The organism is Microbacterium sp. W4I20, from assembly GCF_030816505.1.
GTDB lineage: Bacteria > Actinomycetota > Actinomycetes > Actinomycetales > Microbacteriaceae > Microbacterium.
Genome location: NZ_JAUSYB010000001.1, coordinates 3,257,263 through 3,277,440, shown reverse-complemented (window position 1 = coordinate 3,277,440; position 20,178 = coordinate 3,257,263). Strand labels below are relative to the sequence as shown.

Annotated in this window: 16 protein-coding genes; 4 read left to right on the top strand and 12 right to left on the bottom strand. The window is 69.7% G+C overall.

Annotated features, from left to right (window positions below; translation table 11 throughout):
• Positions 1-8 precede the first annotated feature (8 nt).
• The gene (locus QFZ21_RS15880; RefSeq protein WP_307379478.1) at positions 9-1,508 is read right to left on the bottom strand and encodes a CoA-acylating methylmalonate-semialdehyde dehydrogenase; all 1,500 of its coding nucleotides are present in this window, start codon (positions 1,506-1,508) and stop codon (positions 9-11) included.
• Positions 1,509-1,912: 404 nt separating this feature from the next.
• On the opposite strand from QFZ21_RS15880, the gene QFZ21_RS15875 reads away from it, so the two are divergent.
• Positions 1,913-2,497 (top strand): antibiotic biosynthesis monooxygenase, encoded by a 585-nt coding sequence (locus QFZ21_RS15875; protein ID WP_307379475.1) that lies wholly within the window; start codon positions 1,913-1,915, stop codon positions 2,495-2,497.
• 122 nt (positions 2,498-2,619) lie between these two features.
• Here the strand turns inward: QFZ21_RS15875 and QFZ21_RS15870 are convergent, their stop codons facing one another.
• Positions 2,620-3,786, bottom strand: coding sequence for an ROK family transcriptional regulator (locus tag QFZ21_RS15870; RefSeq protein WP_307379472.1), 1,167 nt, complete (start codon positions 3,784-3,786; stop codon positions 2,620-2,622).
• 121 nt (positions 3,787-3,907) lie between these two features.
• Here QFZ21_RS15870 and xylA point away from each other — a divergent pair, with 121 nt between their 5' ends.
• A complete protein-coding gene (xylA, locus tag QFZ21_RS15865) occupies positions 3,908-5,098 on the top strand; it encodes a xylose isomerase (protein WP_307379469.1) in 1,191 nt (396 codons plus the stop codon).
• A 7-nt stretch (positions 5,099-5,105) separates the two neighbouring features.
• The gene (gene xylB / locus QFZ21_RS15860; RefSeq protein ID WP_307379467.1) at positions 5,106-6,434 is read left to right on the top strand and encodes a xylulokinase; all 1,329 of its coding nucleotides are present in this window, start codon (positions 5,106-5,108) and stop codon (positions 6,432-6,434) included.
• Positions 6,435-6,441: 7 nt separating this feature from the next.
• Here xylB and QFZ21_RS15855 read toward each other — a convergent pair whose 3' ends face one another.
• From QFZ21_RS15855 to QFZ21_RS15830, 6 genes are all read right to left on the bottom strand, one after another.
• Positions 6,442-7,914 (bottom strand): MFS transporter, encoded by a 1,473-nt coding sequence (locus tag QFZ21_RS15855; RefSeq protein WP_307379466.1) that lies wholly within the window; start codon positions 7,912-7,914, stop codon positions 6,442-6,444.
• Between the two features lie 186 nt (positions 7,915-8,100).
• Positions 8,101-9,045, bottom strand: a complete 945-nt coding sequence (locus QFZ21_RS15850; RefSeq protein WP_307379464.1) for an aldose 1-epimerase family protein — start codon at positions 9,043-9,045, stop codon at positions 8,101-8,103.
• Positions 9,046-10,560 (bottom strand): L-arabinose isomerase, encoded by a 1,515-nt coding sequence (gene araA / locus QFZ21_RS15845; protein WP_307379462.1) that lies wholly within the window; start codon positions 10,558-10,560, stop codon positions 9,046-9,048. It abuts the gene before it with no gap.
• A 43-nt stretch (positions 10,561-10,603) separates the two neighbouring features.
• Positions 10,604-12,223 carry a xylulokinase gene (locus QFZ21_RS15840; RefSeq protein WP_307379461.1) on the bottom strand — a complete coding sequence of 540 codons (1,620 nt, stop codon included), beginning with the start codon at positions 12,221-12,223 and terminating at the stop codon, positions 10,604-10,606.
• Positions 12,220-12,954, bottom strand: a complete 735-nt coding sequence (locus tag QFZ21_RS15835; RefSeq protein WP_307379458.1) for an L-ribulose-5-phosphate 4-epimerase — start codon at positions 12,952-12,954, stop codon at positions 12,220-12,222. Before QFZ21_RS15835 ends, QFZ21_RS15840 begins: the two co-directional genes overlap by 4 nt.
• A 233-nt stretch (positions 12,955-13,187) precedes the next feature.
• The gene (locus QFZ21_RS15830; protein WP_307379456.1) at positions 13,188-14,198 is read right to left on the bottom strand and encodes a LacI family DNA-binding transcriptional regulator; all 1,011 of its coding nucleotides are present in this window, start codon (positions 14,196-14,198) and stop codon (positions 13,188-13,190) included.
• Between the two features lie 71 nt (positions 14,199-14,269).
• Here QFZ21_RS15830 and QFZ21_RS15825 point away from each other — a divergent pair, with 71 nt between their 5' ends.
• Positions 14,270-15,115 carry an NAD(P)-dependent oxidoreductase gene (locus tag QFZ21_RS15825; RefSeq protein ID WP_307379454.1) on the top strand — a complete coding sequence of 282 codons (846 nt, stop codon included), beginning with the start codon at positions 14,270-14,272 and terminating at the stop codon, positions 15,113-15,115.
• A 94-nt stretch (positions 15,116-15,209) separates the two neighbouring features.
• Here the strand turns inward: QFZ21_RS15825 and QFZ21_RS15820 are convergent, their stop codons facing one another.
• The 4 genes from QFZ21_RS15820 to QFZ21_RS15805 all read right to left on the bottom strand — a co-directional run bounded on the left by QFZ21_RS15820 (position 15,210) and on the right by QFZ21_RS15805 (position 20,015).
• The gene (locus tag QFZ21_RS15820) at positions 15,210-16,250 is read right to left on the bottom strand and encodes an ABC transporter permease (protein WP_307379453.1); all 1,041 of its coding nucleotides are present in this window, start codon (positions 16,248-16,250) and stop codon (positions 15,210-15,212) included.
• Entirely contained in the window at positions 16,247-17,320 is a 1,074-nt protein-coding gene (locus QFZ21_RS15815) for an ABC transporter permease (RefSeq protein ID WP_307379451.1), read from the bottom strand. Before QFZ21_RS15815 ends, QFZ21_RS15820 begins: the two co-directional genes overlap by 4 nt.
• Entirely contained in the window at positions 17,317-18,924 is a 1,608-nt protein-coding gene (locus QFZ21_RS15810) for a sugar ABC transporter ATP-binding protein (protein ID WP_307379449.1), read from the bottom strand. The genes QFZ21_RS15815 and QFZ21_RS15810 overlap by 4 nt, the downstream gene beginning before the upstream one ends.
• A gap of 86 nt (positions 18,925-19,010) precedes the next feature.
• On the bottom strand, positions 19,011-20,015 hold the full coding sequence (locus QFZ21_RS15805; RefSeq protein ID WP_307379447.1) for a substrate-binding domain-containing protein: 1,005 nt from the start codon (positions 20,013-20,015) through the stop codon (positions 19,011-19,013).
• Positions 20,016-20,178 lie beyond the last annotated feature (163 nt).

Sequence of the window (20,178 nt, the reverse complement as noted above, 5' to 3'; positions counted from 1 at the left end):
AAGGGGGATCAGTGCATGGTGGGGATGACGAAGCTGGCGCCGTCCTTGATCCCCGAGGGCCAGCGGCTCGTGACGGTCTTGGTCTTCGTGTAGAAGCGGAACGCGTCGGTGCCGTGCTGGTTGAGGTCGCCGAAGCCGCTGCGCTTCCAGCCGCCGAACGTGTAATACGCGATCGGGACCGGGATCGGCACGTTCACTCCGACCATTCCGACCTCGACGCGGGCGGCGAAGTCGCGCGCCGCATCGCCGTCGCGGGTGAAGATCGCGACGCCGTTGCCGTACTCGTGCTCCGACGCCATGCGCAGCGCCTCTTCGTAGTCGGCGGCTCGCGCGATCACGAGCACCGGTCCGAAGATCTCCTCGCGATAGATCGCCATGTCGGTCGTGACGTGGTCGAACAGCGTCGGGCCGAGGTAGAAGCCCTCCTCGTGGCCCTCGACCGTGAAGCCGCGTCCGTCGGCGAGAAGCGTCGCACCCTCGTCGACACCCTGCTGGATGTAGCCGACCACCCGCTCGACGGCGGCGCGGGTGACGAGGGGACCGTAGTCGACGTCCTTCGCGAGAGAAGGACCGATCCGCAGCTTCGCGATGCGCTCCAGCAGCTTCGCCGCCAGAGCGTCGGCGGTCTCCTGTCCGACGGGCACCGCGACCGAGATCGCCATGCAGCGCTCCCCCGCCGAGCCGTAACCGGCGCCGATGAGCGCGTCGACGGCCTGGTCGAGGTCGGCATCCGGCATCACGATCATGTGGTTCTTGGCGCCGCCGAAGCACTGCGCGCGCTTGCCGTGCGCCGCGGCGGTGGAATAGATGTACTCGGCGATCGGCGTGGATCCGACGAAGCCGACGGCGCGGATGCGGTCGTCGGTCAGCAGCGCGTCGACGGCCTCCTTGTCGCCGTGCACGACGTTGAGCACGCCGGCGGGGAGCCCCGCCTCCAGGAACAGCTCGGCGATGCGCACGGGGACCGAGGGGTCGCGCTCGCTCGGCTTGAGCACGACCGCGTTCCCGGCGGCGAGCGCGGGGCCTGCCTTCCAGAGCGGGATCATGGCGGGGAAGTTGAACGGGGTGATCGCCGCGACGACTCCGAGCGGCTGGCGCATCGAGTAGACGTCGATGCCGGTGCCGGCACCCGTGGAGTACTCGCCCTTCAGGAGATGCGGGGCGCCCGCGGCGAACTCGATGACCTCGAGGCCGCGCTGGATGTCGCCCTTGGCGTCGTCGACGGTCTTGCCGTGCTCGCTGGCGAGGAGCTCGGCGAGCGACTGCATCTCGCGCTGCGCCAGATCGAGGAAGCGGAGCAGCACGCGGGCGCGCTTCTGCGGGTTCGTCGCGCCCCAGGCGATCTGGGCTTCTTCCGCGTTGGCGATCACGCTCTGCACCTCATCGGTCGAGGCGAGCGGTACACGCGCCTGTACGGCACCGGTGCTGGGATCGAACACGTCCGCGAAGCGACCCGTGTCCGGGGTGAGAAGCGATCCGCCCACGAAGTGCGGGATAGTACGAGTCATTGTGTGACATCCCTCCGTGCCGTCGTTGGCACATTGGGAGTTTACTGCGGCATCCGATCATTTACTAGGACATCCTTGTAAATGGATGCTCGAGCGCACCGGCTCCGTTTGCGGCGATGTTCGCGCCCCGTTCACCATCCGGCCACCTCCGTCGATTACAACTGCAGGTGCGGGGGCAGCAGACTCAGACCGGATCGGTAGTCACGTCACCCGCGCACGGTGAGCACTCTGACTCCCGTCGCGGCGCCCACGCCGCGAGACCCCCGCCGAATCGGGTCGGCGGGGGTTCTCCTTTTCCGGTCGGAGCACCCCGGCAGCCGAAATAGAATCGAGGGTGCGCCGCGACCCTGGCGCACCCGCTTCGGCAGCCCGCGACCCGGGACGCCCGTCACGAGGACTGCACCGTGTCCGAACCCATCACCGTGTCCATCCGCCGCGAGGTCGACCCCGAGCGCATCACCGAGGCGACGGTCTGGGTGCAGACCGGGGTGAACCTGGCCACGAAGTATCCGGGATTCCTCGGATCCGGGTGGGTGCGCGCCGGCGAGCACTCCCAGATCTGGCACATGCTCTACCGCTTCGCGAACGAGGAGTCGCTCGTCGCCTGGGAGAAGTCCGGCGAGCGCGCGTGGTGGCTGTCGATGGGCGAGGGGTTCGTGCGCAGCGAGCGCTCGAAGCGCCGCACCGGGATCGAGGGCTGGTTCGACGAGCCCACCACCGGAACGATCACCCTGCCGACCACCGAGGGCGGCACCACCACCGTCGCCGTCGTGCCCGCGCCGCCGCGGTGGAAGCAGGCGATCTCGATCTGGCTCGGCTTCTTCCCGCTGAACCTCGCGTTCACCTATGCCATGAGCCCGATTCCCGGCTGGGATGCTCTGCCCATCTGGCTGCGCGTGCTCGCCACGACCGTCGTGCTCACCCCGATCATGACGTACTGGGTGCTGCCGTTCGTGACGCGATCGCTACGGGGCTGGTTCGCGCGCTGAGTCGGATGCCGCGGCAGGCCGTCGGATGGGCCGGCCGTCAGATGAGGCCAGCCGTCAGATGAGGCCAGCCGTCAGATGAGGCCAGCCGTCAGATGAGGCCAGCCGTCAGATGAGGCCGGCCGTCAGATCACGCCGGCCGAGGCGAAGGCGTGCTCCGCCGCACCCAGCAGCAGCCGGTCGGCCGCGAGCGACGCCGGCAGGATGCGGAGTCCTTCCGCGTTCTCCGGCATCGCGCATCCCGCCACGTCCGCCGCGAAGCCCTCGGGATCGAGCGTCTCGAGCTGGGCGAGGAACCCGCCGAGCACCACGACCGAGGGGTTGAGGATGTTGACGGCATCCCCGATCGCCTGGGCGAGCACGCCGCGCTGCCGCTCGCATTCCGCGCGGACCGGTCCATCATCGGATGCCGCGGCGAGCGCCTCCGCCAGCGTCGCCTCGTCGGCCGCTGCGAGGCCGAGCACGTCGAGCAGCCGGGCCCGGCTGACCTCGTCCTCGAGCACGGTCGGGCTCCCGTCGCCGACCCGGTTCTGACCGAACTCCCCCGCATAGCCGCCCACGCCGCCGACCGGGGCGCCGTGCACGATGATGCCGCCGCCGATGCCGGAGGGCCCGCCGTTGAGGTACACGACGTCATCGGCGCCCTGCGCCGCGCCGAAGAGATGCTCGGCGAGTGCGCCGAGGCTCGCGTCATTGCCGACCGCGACCGGCAGCCCGGTGGCCTCGGCGATCAGCGCCCGCAGCGGAGCATCCGTCCAGCCGAGGTGCGGAGCGTTGCGGACGAGTCCGTCGGCCGCGCGCACGAGGCCCGGGACCGCGACGCCGATCGCGACGATCCGAGCGGTTTCCAGGGGGCCGCGCCGCCAGCGCTCGACGACGTCGGCCACGAGGGCGGCGACCTCGCCTGCGGCCAGCAGCGATGCCGATTCGATGCGCTCGCGGACCGCGACGTTATGGGCCAGACCGATCGCGGCGACCTCCACCGCGTCGATCTCGGGGTTCACCGCGATCACGACGGTCTGCGGCGACGCCTCGACGACGGGTGACGGACGCCCCACCCGTCCGACCGGGTCGGGATCGCGCTCGACGACCCAGCCCTCCGTCACGAGCTCTCCGACCAGATCCGCGATCGTCGACCGGTTGAGGCCGGTCGCGGCGGTTAGCTGGGCACGCGACTGCGCGCCGCCGCGGTGGACGAGCCGCAGCACCCGCGCCAGGTTGCGAGCTCGCACGCCGTCGCCGTTCTCGCGTGGTGCCGGCGCTCCGCCGAGCTCCTCCGGAGCATCCGTCACATCGTCCTCGCATTCGGTCCCGGCCAGTCTAGAAGGCTGGACATCTCTTGCTCCACGTTATATGTTGTTGCTCACAACAATTTCTGGCGCGCCGCTGACCGCCACCATGCGAAGGAGCATCATGAGCCTCACCCCGACCCGCGAAGACAAGTTCTCGTTCGGCCTCTGGACCATCGGCTACAACGGCACCGACCCGTTCGGCGGACCCACCCGTCCGGCCCTCGACGTCGTGCACGCCGTCGAGAAGCTCGCCGAGCTCGGCGCCTACGGTCTCACCTTCCACGATGACGACCTGTTCGCGTTCGGATCGACGGATGCCGAGCGGCAGACGCAGATCGACCGTCTCAAGGGCGCGCTGGCCGACACCGGCCTGATCGTGCCGATGGTCACCACCAACCTGTTCAGCGCCCCCGTGTTCAAGGACGGTGGCTTCACCTCGAACGACCGCGATGTGCGCCGCTTCGCGCTCCGCAAGGTCTTCCGCCAGCTCGACCTCGGCGCCGAGCTCGGAGCCAAGACCTTCGTCATGTGGGGTGGCCGCGAGGGTGCCGAGTACGACTCCGCCAAGGACATCCGCGCGGCGCTCGAGCGCTACCGCGAGGCCGTCAACCTGCTCGGCGACTACGTGACCGACAAGGGCTACGACATCCGCTTCGCGATCGAGCCGAAGCCGAACGAGCCCCGTGGCGACATCCTGCTGCCGACCCTCGGCCACGCGATCGCGTTCATCGACTCGCTCGAGCGTCCCGAACTCGTCGGCGTGAACCCCGAGGTCGGGCACGAGCAGATGGCCGGCCTGAACTTCACCGCCGGCATCGCCCAGGCGCTGTACCACGGCAAGCTCTTCCACATCGACCTCAACGGACAGCGTGGCATCAAGTACGACCAGGACCTCGTCTTCGGTCATGGCGACCTGCACAACGCGTTCTCGCTCGTCGACCTGCTCGAGAACGGCGGCCCGAACGGGGTGCCGGCCTACGAGGGTCCGCGTCACTTCGACTACAAGCCGAGCCGCACCGAGGACGAGAACGGCGTCTGGGACTCCGCCGCCGCGAACATGCGCACCTACCTGCTGCTGAAGGAGCGCGCCGCGGCCTTCCGCGCCGACCCCGAGGTGCAGGAGGCACTGGCCGCCGCCAAGGTCGCCGAGCTCTCGACGCCGACGCTCAACCCGGGCGAGAGCTACGACGACTTCCTCGCCGACCGCAGCGCCTACGAGGACTTCGACGCCGACGCCTACCTGGGTGGCCACGGCTTCGGCTTCGTGCGTCTGCAGCAGCTGGCCACCGAGCACCTGCTCGGCGCACGCTGATCCGCTGATGGCCCTGGTTCTCGGCGTCGACTCCTCGACGCAGTCGTGCAAGGTCATCGTGGCGGACACTTCGTCGGGGCTCAGCGGAACTGCCGCGACCGGTGCGGTCATCCGCACCGGTCGCGCCTCCCACCCCGACGGCACCGCGGTCGACCCCGAGGCGTGGTGGACCGCGCTCCAGGCGGCCATCGCCGACGCGGGCGGACTCGACGACATCGAGGCCTGGGCCATCGGCGGCCAGCAGCACGGCATGGTCGCGCTCGATTCGTCGGGCGCGGTCATCCGCGATGCGCTGCTCTGGAACGACACCCGCTCGGCGGATGCGGCCACAGACCTCGTCGCCGAGTTCGGGGCGCAGGAACTGGCGGATCGCACGGGCGTCGTGCCCGTGGCATCCTTCACGATCTCGAAGGTGCGCTGGCTGCGGGACGCCGAGCCCGAGAACGCGGAGCGGGTGGCGGCGATCGCCCTGCCGCACGACTGGCTCACCTGGCGGCTGCGCGGCTTCGGTCCGGAGGGTGCCTCGCCGCGCGGACCCGTGCTCGACGAGCTGGTCACCGACCGCTCCGACGCCTCGGGCACCGGATACTGGAACCCCGCGACCGGCGAATACGACCGCGAACTCCTCGTCGCCGCGCTCGGGCACGACGCGGTGCTGCCGCGGGTGCTCAGCGCGCACGAGTCGGTGACGGATGCCGCGGGGCGTCTGGTCGCACCCGGAGCCGGCGACAACGCCGCAGCCGCCCTCGGTCTCGGTGCGGGACCCGGCGACGTCGTCGTCTCGATCGGCACCAGCGGCACGGTCTTCGCCGTGAGCGAGACGCCGTCGGCCGACGCCTCCGGGATCATCGCCGGGTTCGCCTCCGCGGACGGACATTTCCTCCCGCTGGTCTGCACGCTCAACGCGGCGCGGGTGCTCGACGTGACGGCATCCCTCCTCGGCGTCGATCACGACGAGCTGAGCCGCCTGGCCCTCGCGGCGCCGTCCGGCGCGGCCGGCCTCGCGCTCGTGCCCTACTTCGAGGGTGAGCGCACGCCGAACCTGCCCGATGCGACCGCGACGCTCAGCGGCATGAGTCTCGCTTCGACGACCCGCGAGAACCTCGCGCGGGCCGCCGTCGAGGGGATGCTGTCGGGTCTCGGCGCCGGCCTCGACGCGCTGCGCGAAGAGGGAGTGCCGCTGCGGCGTGCACTGCTCATCGGCGGCGGTGCGCAGTCCGAAGCGGTGCGGGCGATCGCCCCCGAGGTGCTCGGCATCCCGGTCGAGGTTCCGGCATCCGAGGAGTACGTCGCCCTCGGCGCTGCGCGCCAGGCGGCATCCGTCCTCGCCGGCTGACCCGCTCCTACTCCTTCTTCTCGGCGGCGTCCTCGTCGGCGACGAGGGAGAGCGGGTCGGCGATGTCCTCCAGCGACTTGCCGGCCGCGCTCACCCCGAAGATGCCGCAGATGACGCCGCCGAAGATCATGATCGCCGAGCCGAGGACGTAGCCCCAGAACAGCGGGCCGCGATCCCCGGTCTCGGCGCTCTGGCCGATGAGCGATCCGTACAGCACCGGCGCGATGGCCCCGACGAGCTGGCCGATCGAGAACACGTACGAGATCACCTGGCTGCGGAGCTCGAGCGGGAAGATCTCGCTGACGGTGAGGTACGCCGCCGAGGCGCCGGCCGAGGCGAAGAAGAACGACGCGCACCAGAACGCGGTGTGTGTGCCGGCGTTCAGCATCCCCGCGTTGAAGAGGAACGCGCTGACCAGCAGGATCGCCCCCGCGAGAGTGTAGGTGAGGAACAGCATCCGTCGCCTGCCCCAGGTGTCGAAGAAGTGCCCGAGCACGAGCGCACCGGTGAGGTTGCCGACAGCGAAGACGATGAAATACTGCGAGGCGGATGCCGGGGGCGTGTCGTAGAAGTTCTCGAGTACCAGCGCGTAGGTGAAGAAGATCGCGTTGTAGAGGAACGACTGCGTCACCATCATCGTGATGCCGACGAGCGTGCGCCGCGGATACTTCTTGAACAGCACTTTCGCGATCACGAGCAGCGGCACCTGGCCGTACTCCTTGACGGTGATCGCCTTCGACTCGTCGACCGGCGGGATGGTCTTGCCCTCTTTGCGGATCCTCTCCTCGATCTGGTCGACGTTGCGCTCGGCCTCCTCCTCACGTCCGTGCGTCATCTGCCACCGCGGGCTCTCCGGGATGTGGCGACGCAGCCAGATGATGAGGAGCCCGAGGATGGGTCCGAGGAAGAAGCTGAGCCGCCAGCCGATGTCGGCCGGGAGGATGTCGGTGTTGAGGAAGAACATGTTCGCGAAGGCTCCGAGCGCGGCTCCGCCCCAGTACGTGCCGTTGATCGCGATGTCGACGCGTCCGCGGTACCTCGCCGGGATGATCTCGTCGATCGCCGAGTTGATGGCCGCGTACTCGCCGCCGATGCCCGCGCCGGCGACGAAGCGCCAGATGTAGAAGAACCACGGGGCGAAGGCGAAGCCCGCGACCGCCGATCCGACCAGATAGACCGCGAGCGACACGAGGAAGAGGTTCTTGCGTCCGAGGCGGTCCGTGAGCCGCCCGAACACCAGGGCGCCGAACACCTGTCCGAGCAGATAACAGGTGCCCGCCAGGCCGACCTCCGCGGGCCCCATCCCGAGGGTCGCGGCATAGCCGTTCGCCGCGACGATCTGCACTTCGAGGCCGTCGAGGATCCAGGAGAACCCGAGCCCGACGACGATCATCCAATGGAATCGCGACCACGGCAGGCGGTCCATCCGCGCCGGGACCAGCGACTTGACCTTCTTGACCTCGACGTCGGATGCGGACACGGGAACTCCTCTTCCGGAGACACCGTCGCCTCCCGGATACCGTGATACTCCGCCGGAGGATGCCGGCGCACCGGGTTGACCCGGATGTCTCGGTCGCGGTATGCCCCGTTGCTTTCGAATCGCGCAAATGGGGACTTTCAGCGCGTTTTTTGCCCCAGTTGCGCGATTCGAAAGGCCGGGTGCGACCTACAGAGCCCGGATGCGCCAGGACGCGGCGTGGGTCGCGCCGGGCTCGAGCGTCAGGAGATCGGTGCCGGAGTTGAAGGCATCCGGCGGGCAGGTCATGGGCTCGACCGCGAGGCCGATCCGGTGGATGCCGGGGATCTCGGGCTTGTCGGCGGTGTGCACCTGCACCCAGGGGCAGCGCTCGTCGAAGGCGATCGCGACCCCGGTGCCGTCGTCGGTCGTCAGCCGCACCTCGGCGACGCCGTCGGTGCGCGCGAGCCCGGTGAACGCGTGATCGATGAACACGTCGCCGATCGGGTGGGCGGTGCGGAAGTCCCATTCCGGATGCTGCGCCACCGACTCCACCGCGATCGGGCTGAGCCGATCGGGAGTGACGGTGAGCACTTCGGATGCCGGAAGAAGGAGGGTCCAGCTGTCGACCGGTCGGGCACCGGAACCGGGGCCCGCGACGAGGTACGGATGCGGGCCGGTGCCCCAGGGTGCAGCATCCGCTCCGATGTTGTGCGCGGTCACCGTCTGCTGCAGTCCGTCGGCGTCGAGGAGGTACTCCACCTCCACCTCGATGCGGAACGGGTACCCGGTCTGCGGCTCGATCACCGCGGCGAGCACGACGCGGTCATCGAGCACGAGACGATCGCCGAACTCGGCCCAGGCGAGCAGGCCGTGAAGCGCCTGCCCGCGCTCGGGTTCGGTGAGCGGCAGCTGATGCACGGCCCCGCCGAAGCGGTACGTGCCGTCGACGATCCGGTTCGGCCAGGGCGCGAGCGTCGCACCGCGGTACGCCGGACGCACCTCATCCGCCTCGAACGGCACGACGAGGTCGCGTCCGTCGAAGGTGAGCGACCGCAGCGATGCGCCGACGCTCGCGATCGCCGCTTCGTACCCGTGCGCGGCGAGTCGCAGGTGGCGTCCGGACACTTCGACAGGCTCAGTGACCCCGCTCATTCAGATGCCCTGCGCGAGACGGTAGTAGGCCTGGTTCCAGCGCACCTGCTTCTGGAACTCCGGCAGCGTCGTCGCGTCGTCGATCACCAGCAGCTCGACCTCGGCCATCTCGGCGAAGTCGCGGAACGCCTCGATGCCCACGGCGGTCGACATGACCGTGTGGTGCGCAGCACCGGCGGTGAGCCAGGCCGCGGCCGAGGTGTTGAAGTCGGGCTGCGGCTTCCAGACGGCCCGCCCGACGGGGAGCTTCGGCAGCGAGGCCCGCGGCGGCACGTTCTCGACCACGTTCGCGGTGAGGCGGAAGCGGTCGCGCATGTCGCTCAGCGCCACGACCACGGCGGGTCCGGGGTCGGCCGTGAAGACCAGGCGCACCGGGTCGTCCTTGCCGCCGATGCCGAGCGGGTGGATCTCCAGCGTCGGCTTCGCGGTGGTCAGCGACGGCGACACCTCGAGCATGTGCGCGCCGAGGATCAGCTCGTCGCCCGGGGTCATGTCGTAGGTGTAGTCCTCCATGAGACTCGCGCCGCCCGGCAGACCCGCGCCCATGACGTTCGCGATGCGCACGAGGATCGCGGTCTTCCAGTCGCCCTCGGCGCCGAAGCCGTAGCCCTCGGCCATCAGCCGCTGCACGGCGAGACCCGGCAGCTGCTTCAGCGCACCGAGGTCTTCGAACGAGGTGGTGAAGGCGCCGAAGCCGCCCTCCTCCAGGAACGACCGCAGTCCGATCTCGATCGCGGCGCCGTCGCGCAGGGACTGGTGACGATCGCCACCCTTCCGCAGTTCGGGTGCGACCTCGTACAGCTCCTCGTACTCCGCGACGAGCGCGGCGATCTGAGCGTCGGATGCCGCGGCGACGGCATCCGCCAACTCGTTCACGCCCCAGGTGTTCACCTGCACGCCGAACCGCAGTTCGGCCTCGGTCTTGTCACCCTCGGTCACCGCGACGAAGCGCATGTTGTCACCGAAGCGGGCGAGCTTGAGGTCGCGGGATGCCGCGAGGCCGGCCGCCGCACGCTGCCAGGTCCCGAGCTCGCGGCGCACCCGCGGGTCGGACGCGTGCCCGACGATCGTCTTGCGCGGCACGCCGAGGCGCGTCTGGATGTACCCGAACTCGCGGTCGCCGTGCGCGGCCTGGTTGAGGTTCATGAAGTCGAAGTCGATGTCGGCCCAGGGCAGCTCGACGTTCGCCTGCGTGTGCAGGTGCGCGAGCGGCTTGCGCAGCGCGTCGAGCCCGGCGATCCACATCTTGGCGGGGCTGAACGTGTGCATCCAGGCGACGAGTCCGATCACGCGGTCGTCGGCGTTGGCCTCGAGGGCGGTGCGCTTGATGGCCGCGGCATCCGTCAGGACGGGCTTCCAGATGATCTTCACCGGCACCTCGTCGGACGAGTCGAGCAGCCGCGCGATCTCCTGCGACTGGTCGGCGACCTGCGCGAGTGTCTCGGGGCCGTAGAGGTGCTGGCTGCCGGTGAGGAACCAGACCTCGTAGCCGTCGAGCGAAGTGGTGAGGGCCATGAGTGTGCCTTTCAGGAGGTGGGTCGCTGAGCTTGTCGAAGCGTCAGAGAGAGGCGACGGCGGCGGCCTCGATGGCCAGTCCCGCCCGGTAGCGGTCGAGGTAGGAGGCGAAGCCGGCGACGTCCGTCGGATCCGGTTCGACGAGCGAGACGGATGCTGCCGCGAACACCCGCTCGTCGAGATAGACGTGCAGGCTGAGGTCGTCGGCGTGGGAGAGGTATGAGGCGAGCACCGCGATGCCCCACGCTCCGCCCTCGGACGCCAGTTCGCCGACCGCGACAGGGGCGCCGAGCGCGCCGGCGAGGAACCGCTGCGCCACTCCGGCGGTGCGGAACATGCCCCCGTGCGCGAACATCCGGTCGAGTCCGACGCCCTCGGCCGCGAACACCTGCATGCCGAGCGCGAGCGTGCCGAACACCCCGTAGAGCTGGGACCGCATGAAGTTCGCGAGCGTGAACGCGCTGTCCGGCGTGCGCACGAACAGCGGGCGTCCGGCGTCGAGTCCGGCGATGGGTTCGCCGGCGAGATGGTTGTAGGCCAGCAGGCCTCCGGCATCCGCCTCACCCTCGAGGGCTTCGCGGAACAGGGCGTCGAACACGGCGTCGTCATCGAGCGGTTGCCCGGCGGCCGCCGAGAACCGGGTGAAGAGCCCGGCCCAGGCGGCGAGCTCGCTGGCGCCGTTGTTGCAGTGCACCATCGCGACCGCGTCGCCGGCCGGTGTCGTCACGAGGTCGAGCTCGTTGTGCACCTCGGTCAGCGGACGCTCGAGCACGACCATCGCGAAGATGCTGGTGCCGGCGCTGACGTTGCCGGTGCGGGGTGCGACCGAGTTCGTCGCGACCATGCCGGTGCCGGCGTCGCCCTCGGGCGGGCAGAGCGGGATGCCGGGCTGCAGGGTTCCGGTCGGATCGAGGAGGGCGGCGCCCTCGGCCGTGAGGGTACCGGCGGCGGCTCCGGCGGGGAGCACGACCGGAAGGAGCTCGTCGAGCGGGCGGGGAAGACGGTCCCCGGCGAGGGCGGCGTAGGCGCGCAGCATCCGCTCGTCGTAGCCGTGCGTGGCCGAGTCGATCGGGAACATGCCGGATGCGTCACCGACGCCCAGCACCCGCTCGCCGGTGAGTTTCTCGTGCACGTAGCCGGCGAGGGTGTTCACGCTCGCGAGCCGAGCGACATGCGGTTCGTCGTCGAGCACGGCCTGGTGCAGGTGCGCGATGGACCAGCGCAGGGGGATGTTGACTCCGAAGGTGTCGCCGAGCTCTGCGGAGGCGCGGCCGGTGTTCGTGTTGCGCCAGGTGCGGAAGGGGACGAGGAGCTCGCCGGCCTCGTCGAAGGCGAGGTAGCCGTGCATCATCGCCGAGACGCCGATCGCGCCGAACGTGGTGGGGCGGATGCCGTGCTGCTGCTCGGCGTCGTCGAGGAGCGCGGCGAAAGCGGCCTGGAGTCCTGCCCAGACCTCGTCGATCGCGTAGGTCCAGAGCCCGTCTTCGAGCCGGTTCTCCCAGGCGAACGATCCGGTCGCGAGCACCTCGGTGGGGTCGGAGCCGATCAGGCAGGCCTTGATGCGCGTCGAGCCGAGCTCGATGCCGAGGCTGGTGCGGGCCTCGCGGATGTCGTCGGCGGCGGAGGCCGACGCATCGGCCCCTGAGCCCTGTCGAAGGGTCATCGGCGGGCGTCCTGACTCTGTCCGTACACGTTCTGGTAGCGGTCGAAGAGGCTGTCGATCGCGGCCTGCGGGATCGGGATCAGCGGCCCTGCCTCGCGCGCGAGGTGCACGGTGCGGGCGACATCCTCGACCATGACCGCGGCCTTCACGGCATCCTTCGCGTCTTTTCCGATCGTGAAGGGCCCGTGGTTCTGCATCAGCACCGCGCGGGAGCGGTGGCCGCTGAGCGTCTCGACGATGCCGCGGCCGATCGAGTCGTCGCCGATGATCGCGAAGGGGCCGACCGGGATCGGGCCGCCGAACTCATCGGCCATGGCCGTGATCACGCAGGGGATCTCCTCGCCGCGGGCGGCCCAGGCGACGGCGTAGGTCGAGTGCGTGTGCACGACCCCGCCGACTTCGGGCATGTTCCGGTAGACGTAGGCGTGCGCGGCGGTGTCGCTCGACGGGGAGCGGTCGCTGCCCGGGGTCCCCGGGATGACGGTGCCGTCGAGGTCGCACAGGATCATGTTCTCGGGCGCGAGATCGTCGTAGCTGACGCCGCTGGGCTTGATGACGAACAGGTCGGCGCCCCCGTCATCAGAAAGGCGGACGCGACCGGAGACGTTGCCGCCGGTCCAGACGACGAGCCCGTAGCGGACCAGTTCGCCGTGCAGTCGGGCGACGTCGGCGCGGACGGAGGCGATGGCGGCGTCGATGTCGGGACCGAACGCGGGGGCTTCGTTGCTCACAGGACCTCGGTGGTTCTCTCCGGCCACTGTGACCGGTCACAGCAGTGTGTCACGGGGGTGGCCGGGGCGTCAAGGGCGCGAGGCTCGGCGGCCGGGCGTGAACAACTCCTCCAGAATGCCTGCGAGTGTGCGGGCGGCCCCCGGGATTCCGCGGGTGCTGTGCAGCCGCGCTCGCATTCTTGCTGAATTGTGCACGGCCGGGCGGGGAGACGCGGCCGGGGCGGGGCCCCAGATCAGCGCGGCGGGGCGACCGAGTCGCGGGTGATCAGCACCGGGGCGACGGGGGCGAGGTCCGCGGCCGCAGCGTCCGTGCCGCCGACGACGGCGGCGACCGCGCGGCGCGCCAGCTCGTCGAAGTCCTGCCGCACGGTCGTGAGCTTCGGCCAGTAGAACGCCGCGTCCGGAATGTCGTCGAAGCCGACCACGCTGATGTCGCCGGGCACCGAGAGTCCCGCCTCGTGCAGGCCACCCAGCAGTCCGAGCGCCATCTGGTCGTTCGCCGCGAAGACCGCGGTCACGCCCGAGGCGCGCACCGCGCCGACCGCGGCATACCCCGATCCCGCGGACCAGTCCCCCGCGATCACCGGACCTGGGCCCAGGCCGCGGGACGCGAGTTCCGCCGCGAAGCCCTCGGCCCGCGATTCCGCCTCGAGCCAGTCCGAAGGCCCGGCGAGGTGGGCGATGCGGACGTGTCCGGCATCGGCGAGCGCCGCGACCGCGAGCCGTGCGCCCGCCGCCTGGTCGACCGAGAGTCCGCGCGAGCCGTGGCCCGCCGAGTGCAGTGTCACCACCGGAACGCCGATCCGCAGCTCGTCGAGCACGGCCAGAGTGCCGGCGTGCGGGGCGACCACGACGATCCCTTCGACCCCCTGCGCGACCAGGTGATCCACGGCCGATACGACCGCGTCGGCATCGCCTGCCTCGGCGAAGGCCGCACTGACCCAGTAGCCCGCGCCGCGGGCGGACGCTTCGAGCGCCGCGATGCTACGCGACGGTCCGTACTGCAGTGCGTCCGACGCCAGCACCCCGAGCGTGCGCGAACGCCGGGTGCCGAGAGCGCGGGCGGCGTTGTTCATGCGGTAGCCGAGTTCGGCCATCGCCGCGCGCACCCGTTCGAGCGTCTCCGGGGCGACGTCGGGGTGGTCGTTGAGCACCCGGGACACGGTCTGGCGGGAGACTCCGGCGAGCGCGGCGACGTCGCGTACGCCGACCGTGCGTCCTGGCGTGCTGCTCGACTCACTCACGCCGTTGAGTGTACGACCCCCGGAAACCGACGCCCGACCCGACCGGCCGGCAGGCGTGCCACTCTGGAGACATGCGCATCGCTCTCACCGGATCATCGGGCAAGCTCGGCCGTGTCGTCGCCCGCGAACTGCGGGCCCACGGCTTCGAGGTCATCGGCATGGACGTCACGGGCGCCCGCGGCCCCGACTTCGTGCAGGTCGACCTGACGGACTACGGCCAGGTCATCGACGCTTTCACGGCGGTCGGCGACACCCACGACGGCATCGACGCAGTCGTGCATCTCGGGGCGATCCCGGCCCCCGGCATCCGGAGCGATGTCGCGACTTTCCACAACAACATGCCGGCGACGTTCAACGTGTTCTGGGCGGCCGTGCGGCTCGGCATCCGTCGTATCGTCTACGCGTCGAGCGAGACGGTCCTCGGCCTGCCGTTCGATGTGCCGCCGCCCTACGTGCCGGTCGACGAGGACTACCCCGCGCGTCCCGAATCGGTGTACTCGCTCGTGAAGACGCTCGAGGAGCAGCTGGCGACCGAGCTCGTGCGCTGGCACCCGGAGGTGTCGATCACGGCGCTCCGGTTCTCGAACGTGATGGTGCCGGAGGACTACGCCGAGTTCCCCTCATTCGATGCCGACGCCACGCGCCGCAAGTGGAACCTCTGGGGCTACATCGACGCCCGCGACGGCGCGCAGGCCGTGCAGCGCGCACTCGAGAACGCCGCTCCGGGATTCGACCGGTTCATCATCGCGGCGGCCGACACGGTGATGACGCGTCCGAACGCCGAGCTGCTCGCCGAGGTCTTCCCCGACGTGCCGGTGAAGGGCGAGTTCGGGCCGAACGAGACGCTCCTGTCGATCGACAAGGCCCGCCGCATCCTGCGCTACGACCCGCAGCACTCCTGGCGCGACCACGTCTGACCACCGCCTTCGCTCCCGTGGCAGCTGTTGCGGGTTCCCACGCAGCGAACCCGCAACAAGTGCCACGGGAGCGGCGGTGGAGGCGCCGGCCCGGCTACTCCCGTTTGCGGCGGGTGACCGCCCGCTGCAGCAGCACGAAGACCAACAGGATGCCGCCGGTGATGATCGTCGTCATCTCGGGCGGGATGCCGCCGTCACGGGTGATCAGCACGTTCATGAGCCCCAGCACCAGCGCGCCGATCACCGAGCCGAGCACGTAGCCGTAGGCACCGGTGAGCACCGTGCCGCCGATCACGGCGGCGGCGATCGCGTCGAGCTCCCACCCGATGCCGGTGATGTTCTGCGCCGTGCCGAGGCGGGCGGTGTACAGCACCGCGGCGAGCCCGGCGAGCGACCCGCTGATCACGTAGACGAGCACCTTGGTGCGGTGCACCGGGAGCCCCATCAGCAGCGCCGAGTTCTCGGATCCGCCGATCGCGTAGACCGTGCGTCCGGTGCGGGTGCGGTGCAGCACGAAGAACGCCGCGGCGACGACGAGCACCGCGATCACCACGGCGGGCGTGATCACGAGATCGTTCACCTTGGGGCCGTCGACGATCTTCAGCTGCACCCCGATCCAGCGGATGGGCGAGTCCTCGCCGAGGCGCTCCGGCTTGGTGCTGAGCAGCGACGCGAGGCCGCGGCCGAGGAACATCATGGCCAGCGTCGCGATGAACGGCTGCACCCCGAAGTACCGGATCAGCACCCCGGAGATCACTCCGAACACCGCGCCGATGCCGATCATGGCGACGATCACCGCGATCGCGTTCCATCCGGCATTCGAAAGCATCACCCCGGCCACCGAGGACAGCGCGATGATCGAGCCGACCGAGAGGTCGATGCCGCCGGTGAGGATCACGAAGGTGAGCGCCACGGCCAGCACCACCAGGTGGGCGTTGTTGATGAGCAGGTTCGAGAGCGTGTTGGCCTGCAGGATGCGGCCGTAGGCGACCTCGCCGAATACGATCATGCCCACGAAGATCACCACCGAGGCGATGGTCGGCAGCACCGACGGGTTCGCCATGATCATGCGGCGCACCCGGTCGAGCACGGTCTCCTGGCTCTGCAGGGCGGGAGCCGTCGTGAGGACGCTCATGCGGCCACCTCCTCTTTCGCGGAGAGCTGTTCGGGGGGCGCGACCCGGCGGCGCCGGCGGAACCAGCTGCGCACGCGCTCGGACTGCAGCAGGCACAGCGCGACGATCACGATGGCCTTGAACGCCGGCGTCGCCGACGACGAGATGCCGAGGTACAGCACGGTCTTGTCGAGCGTCGCGATGAGCAGCGCCCCGACGAACGCCCCGCTGAGCGAGAACTTTCCGCCGGCGAGGGAGGCTCCGCCGATGACGACCGCGAGGATCGCGTCGAGCTCGAGCTGGTACCCGGTGCGGGAGATGTCGACCGTCATGACGCTGCCGACCGACATGATGCCGGCGATCCCGGCGAGGATGCCGCTGAGGATGTACGTCGTGAGCAGCAGCCCCTTGGGCTTGATGCCGGCCATCCGGCTGGCCCGCGGGTTGATGCCGATCGCCTCGATCATGAGGCCGAGGGCGCTCTTGCGCACGACCCAGCCGACCACGAGCACGAGCAGCACCGCGAGGATGAAGACGACGGGGATGCCGATCACGAAGCCGTTCGCGATCCACCGGAACGGATCGTTCGACGCGGTGGTGTTCTGTCCGCCGGTGATCACCTTGGCGATGCCGCGACCGGCGAGCATCAGCACGAGGGTCGCGATGAAGGGTTGCAGCCCGACGTAGGCCACCAGGATGCCGTTGACGGCACCGAGGATGGCGGTGATCAGGAGTGCCAGACCGATCGCGCCGAGCGCCGCACCGATGCTCCCCGAGTCGCCGGCGGCGCTGAGGAACTCCATCGCGACGGCGCCCGACACCGCCATCAGAGAGCCGACCGAGAGGTCGATGCCGCCGGTGGCGATCACGAGGGACATGCCGATCGCGATCATCATCACGGGCGCCGCCTGGCGCAGGATGTCGATGAGGTTGCCGACGAGGTTGCCGTTGTTCGGGTTGATCGAGAGGGCGAGGTACGTCGGGTCCTTGAGCACGTTCAGGGCGAGGAGCGCGACGATCGCCACGACTCCCCAGAAGAACGGCTTGTGGATCAGGTCGCGCCAGAAGCTGGTGTCGGCTGCGGCGGTCATCGCGCTGCCTCCTTGTCGGTCGTGAGGGCGATGCTATCCGGCAGAGCGCCGTCGGCGTCGTCGAGGGTCTCGGCCGCGGCATCCACCCCGTGCGCCGCGATCACGTCGACGATGGCCTGCGCGGTGACGTCGGGTCCGTTCTGGAGCTCTCCGATCTTGCGGTGATCCTTGAGCACGACGATGCGCTCGGACAGCCGCACGACCTCCTCGAGCTCGGACGAGATGAAGACCACGGCGACGCCTTCCTCGGCGAGTTCGGCGACGGCCTCCTGGATCTCGGCCTTGGCACCGACGTCGATACCGCGGGTGGGCTCGTCGAGGATGAGCAGTTCGGGCTTCGTGGCCAGCCAGCGCCCGAGCAGCACCTTCTGCTGGTTGCCGCCGGAGAGGTTCTTGATCATGCGCTCCGGGTCGGCGGGCCGTACGTTGAATTGGGCGATGTACCGCTCGACGATCGCGTCCTGCTCCTTGCGCGACATCGGCCGGGCCCACCCGCGCTCGGCCTGGACGGCGAGGATGATGTTCTCGCGCACGGTGAGATCGCCGATGATCCCCTCGTCGCGGCGGTTCTCGGTCGAGAACGCGATGCGCCGCGCGAGCGCGTCGGCCGGAGACTTCAGGTCGGCGTCGCTGCCGTGCAGGGAGATCGTGCCCTCGTCGGCGCGGTCGGCGCCGTAGAGCAGCCGGGCGAGTTCGGTGCGGCCGGCACCGAGGAGCCCGGCGAAGCCGACGATCTCGCCGGGGCGGATGTCGAGGTCGGTCGCCTCCACGGCGCCGCGGCGCGCGATCCCGGATGCCGACAACAGCGGCTTCTCGTCGGCCTCACGCGGAGCGCGACGGCGGTTCCCGCCGAGCGACTTCAGCGCATCGAGGTCCTTGCCGATCATCTTCGAGATGAGGGCGTGCCGGTCGAGGTCGCGGGTGAGGTACTCGCCGACGTACTGGCCGTTGCGCAGCACCGTGAGGCGGTCGCTGATCGCGTAGACCTGGTCGAGGAAGTGCGAGACGAAGAGGATGGCGACGCCCTCGTCGCGCAGCGACCGGATCACCCGGAACAGGCCTTCGACCTCGGCGGCGTCGAGACTCGACGTCGGCTCGTCGAGGATGAGCACCTTGGCCTTGATCGCCATCGCTCGGCTGATCGCGACGAGCTGCTGCAGCGCGATCGACAGGGTGGAGAGCGGCTTGCGGGGGTCGAGCTCGCCGAGCCCGAGGCGGGTCAGGGCCGTGGTCGCCGCCTTGTGCGTCGCGGTCCAGTTGATGCCGAACGCCCCGCGCACCTCGTGGCCGAGCATCACGTTCTCCCCGATGGAGAGGTTGGGCGCGAGGTTGACCTCCTGGTAGACCGTCGAGATCCCGGCATCCTGCGCATCTCCGGCGCCGGCGAAGCTGCGCTCCTGACCCGCGACGACGATCGATCCGGCGTCGATCCGGTACACGCCCGTGAGGGCCTTGATCAGTGTCGACTTGCCGGCGCCGTTCTCGCCCATGAGGGCGTGCACCTCGCCGGGGAACAGGCGGAAGCCGACCCCGTCGAGGGCTTTCACCCCGGGGAACTCGATCGTGATCCCACGCATCTCGACGAGGGGGAGTTCTTCGTTCATCGCTGTCTTTCCCGTCTGGACAGCCCGGGTGACGCGGTGTTCCGCGTCACCCGGGCCGGCTCCGGCGCCTTGTTCCGAGCGGCTGGTCAGTACTTGCGGTCGGCGAGCACGGCCTTGGCCGCATCGGCCGAGTCGAACGCCTCGCTCGGAACGACGATGTACGGCTCGACGTCCTCTCCGTTGAGCGCCTTCTCGACGACCTCCATCGCGGTCTCCCCGAACAGCGGGTTGTACTCGTGCACGTAGCTGAGCTGACCGTCGGCGAGCGCCTGCATGGCGTTCTTCGTGCCGTCGATCGTGGCGATCTTTACGTCCTCGCCGACGACGAGGCCGGCCTCTTCCGCGGCCTGCGCCGCACCGAGACCCATCTCGTCGTTCTGTGCGAACACGAGCTGGATGTCGTTGTTGGCCGACTTCAGCATCGTCTCGAAGACGCTCTTGCCCTCTTCCGCCGACCAGTTCGCGGTCTGCGCGTCGAGCTTCTTGAGCGACGTGCCGCCGAGACCCTCGTCGAAGCCCTTGTTGCGCTCGTTCACGACGCCGACACCGGCCGGCCCCTCGAGCACGACGTAGTTGCCGCCGTCGGGGAAAGTGGCGGCAGCCCAGGTGCCGACCTCCTTCGCGACCTCGACGTTGTCGGGTGCGATGCGGGTCACGTACAGGCTGTCGTCGTCGGGCTCGATGCCGCGGTCGAGCAGGATCACCGGGATCTCGGCCTCCTGCGCACGCTTGAGCGAGTCCTCCCAACCGGAGGCCTCGGTCGCCGACAGCAGGATCACGTCGACGCCCTCGTCGACGAACGACGTGAACGCGTCGATCTGCGACTTCTGGTCGAGGTTGGTGGCGGGGGCGTACTTGAGGTCGTATCCGGCATCCTCCGTGAAGGTGTCCTGGATGTTCTGCTCGTTGGCCTCGCGCCACGCGCCCTCGGGGCCGACGGCGACGAAGCCGACGGTCGTGAGCTCGTCGGAGCCCCCGGCGTCGCCGCCGTCTCCGCCGGTGTCACCGGTGGAGCAGGCCGCCAGGCCGATGGTGAGTGCACCGGCTGCTGCCAGACCGAGCGCGATGCGGATGCGCTTCTTCGCGGACATGTTCTCCTCCTTGAGACGCCGGTAGTCAGTCCGGCAACGGTGGACCTGACGTGGTCCCTTGCGTGATTGCAGGACAGCGGGTCTGCCTGTCCTGCGGCGATGTTACCGGGAACAATTTCTGGAACACAACATATGTTCCAAAAATCGGCGATGTTCCACGGGA

Excerpts from the sequence above, each read along its gene's own strand:
- QFZ21_RS15820 (WP_307379453.1), bottom strand. The coding sequence starts at position 16,250 with ATGAGCGTCCTCACGACGGCTCCCGCCCTGCAGAGCCAGGAGACCGTG.
- QFZ21_RS15810 (WP_307379449.1), bottom strand. The coding sequence starts at position 18,924 with ATGAACGAAGAACTCCCCCTCGTCGAGATGCGTGGGATCACGATCGAG.
- QFZ21_RS15815 (WP_307379451.1), bottom strand. The coding sequence starts at position 17,320 with ATGACCGCCGCAGCCGACACCAGCTTCTGGCGCGACCTGATCCACAAG.
- xylB (WP_307379467.1), top strand. The coding sequence starts at position 5,106 with ATGGCCCTGGTTCTCGGCGTCGACTCCTCGACGCAGTCGTGCAAGGTC.
- QFZ21_RS15850 (WP_307379464.1), bottom strand. The coding sequence starts at position 9,045 with ATGAGCGGGGTCACTGAGCCTGTCGAAGTGTCCGGACGCCACCTGCGA.
- QFZ21_RS15840 (WP_307379461.1), bottom strand. The coding sequence starts at position 12,223 with ATGACCCTTCGACAGGGCTCAGGGGCCGATGCGTCGGCCTCCGCCGCC.
- QFZ21_RS15805 (WP_307379447.1), bottom strand. The coding sequence starts at position 20,015 with ATGTCCGCGAAGAAGCGCATCCGCATCGCGCTCGGTCTGGCAGCAGCC.
- xylA (WP_307379469.1), top strand. The coding sequence starts at position 3,908 with ATGAGCCTCACCCCGACCCGCGAAGACAAGTTCTCGTTCGGCCTCTGG.
- QFZ21_RS15880 (WP_307379478.1), bottom strand. The coding sequence starts at position 1,508 with ATGACTCGTACTATCCCGCACTTCGTGGGCGGATCGCTTCTCACCCCG.
- QFZ21_RS15825 (WP_307379454.1), top strand. The coding sequence starts at position 14,270 with ATGCGCATCGCTCTCACCGGATCATCGGGCAAGCTCGGCCGTGTCGTC.
- araA (WP_307379462.1), bottom strand. The coding sequence starts at position 10,560 with ATGGCCCTCACCACTTCGCTCGACGGCTACGAGGTCTGGTTCCTCACC.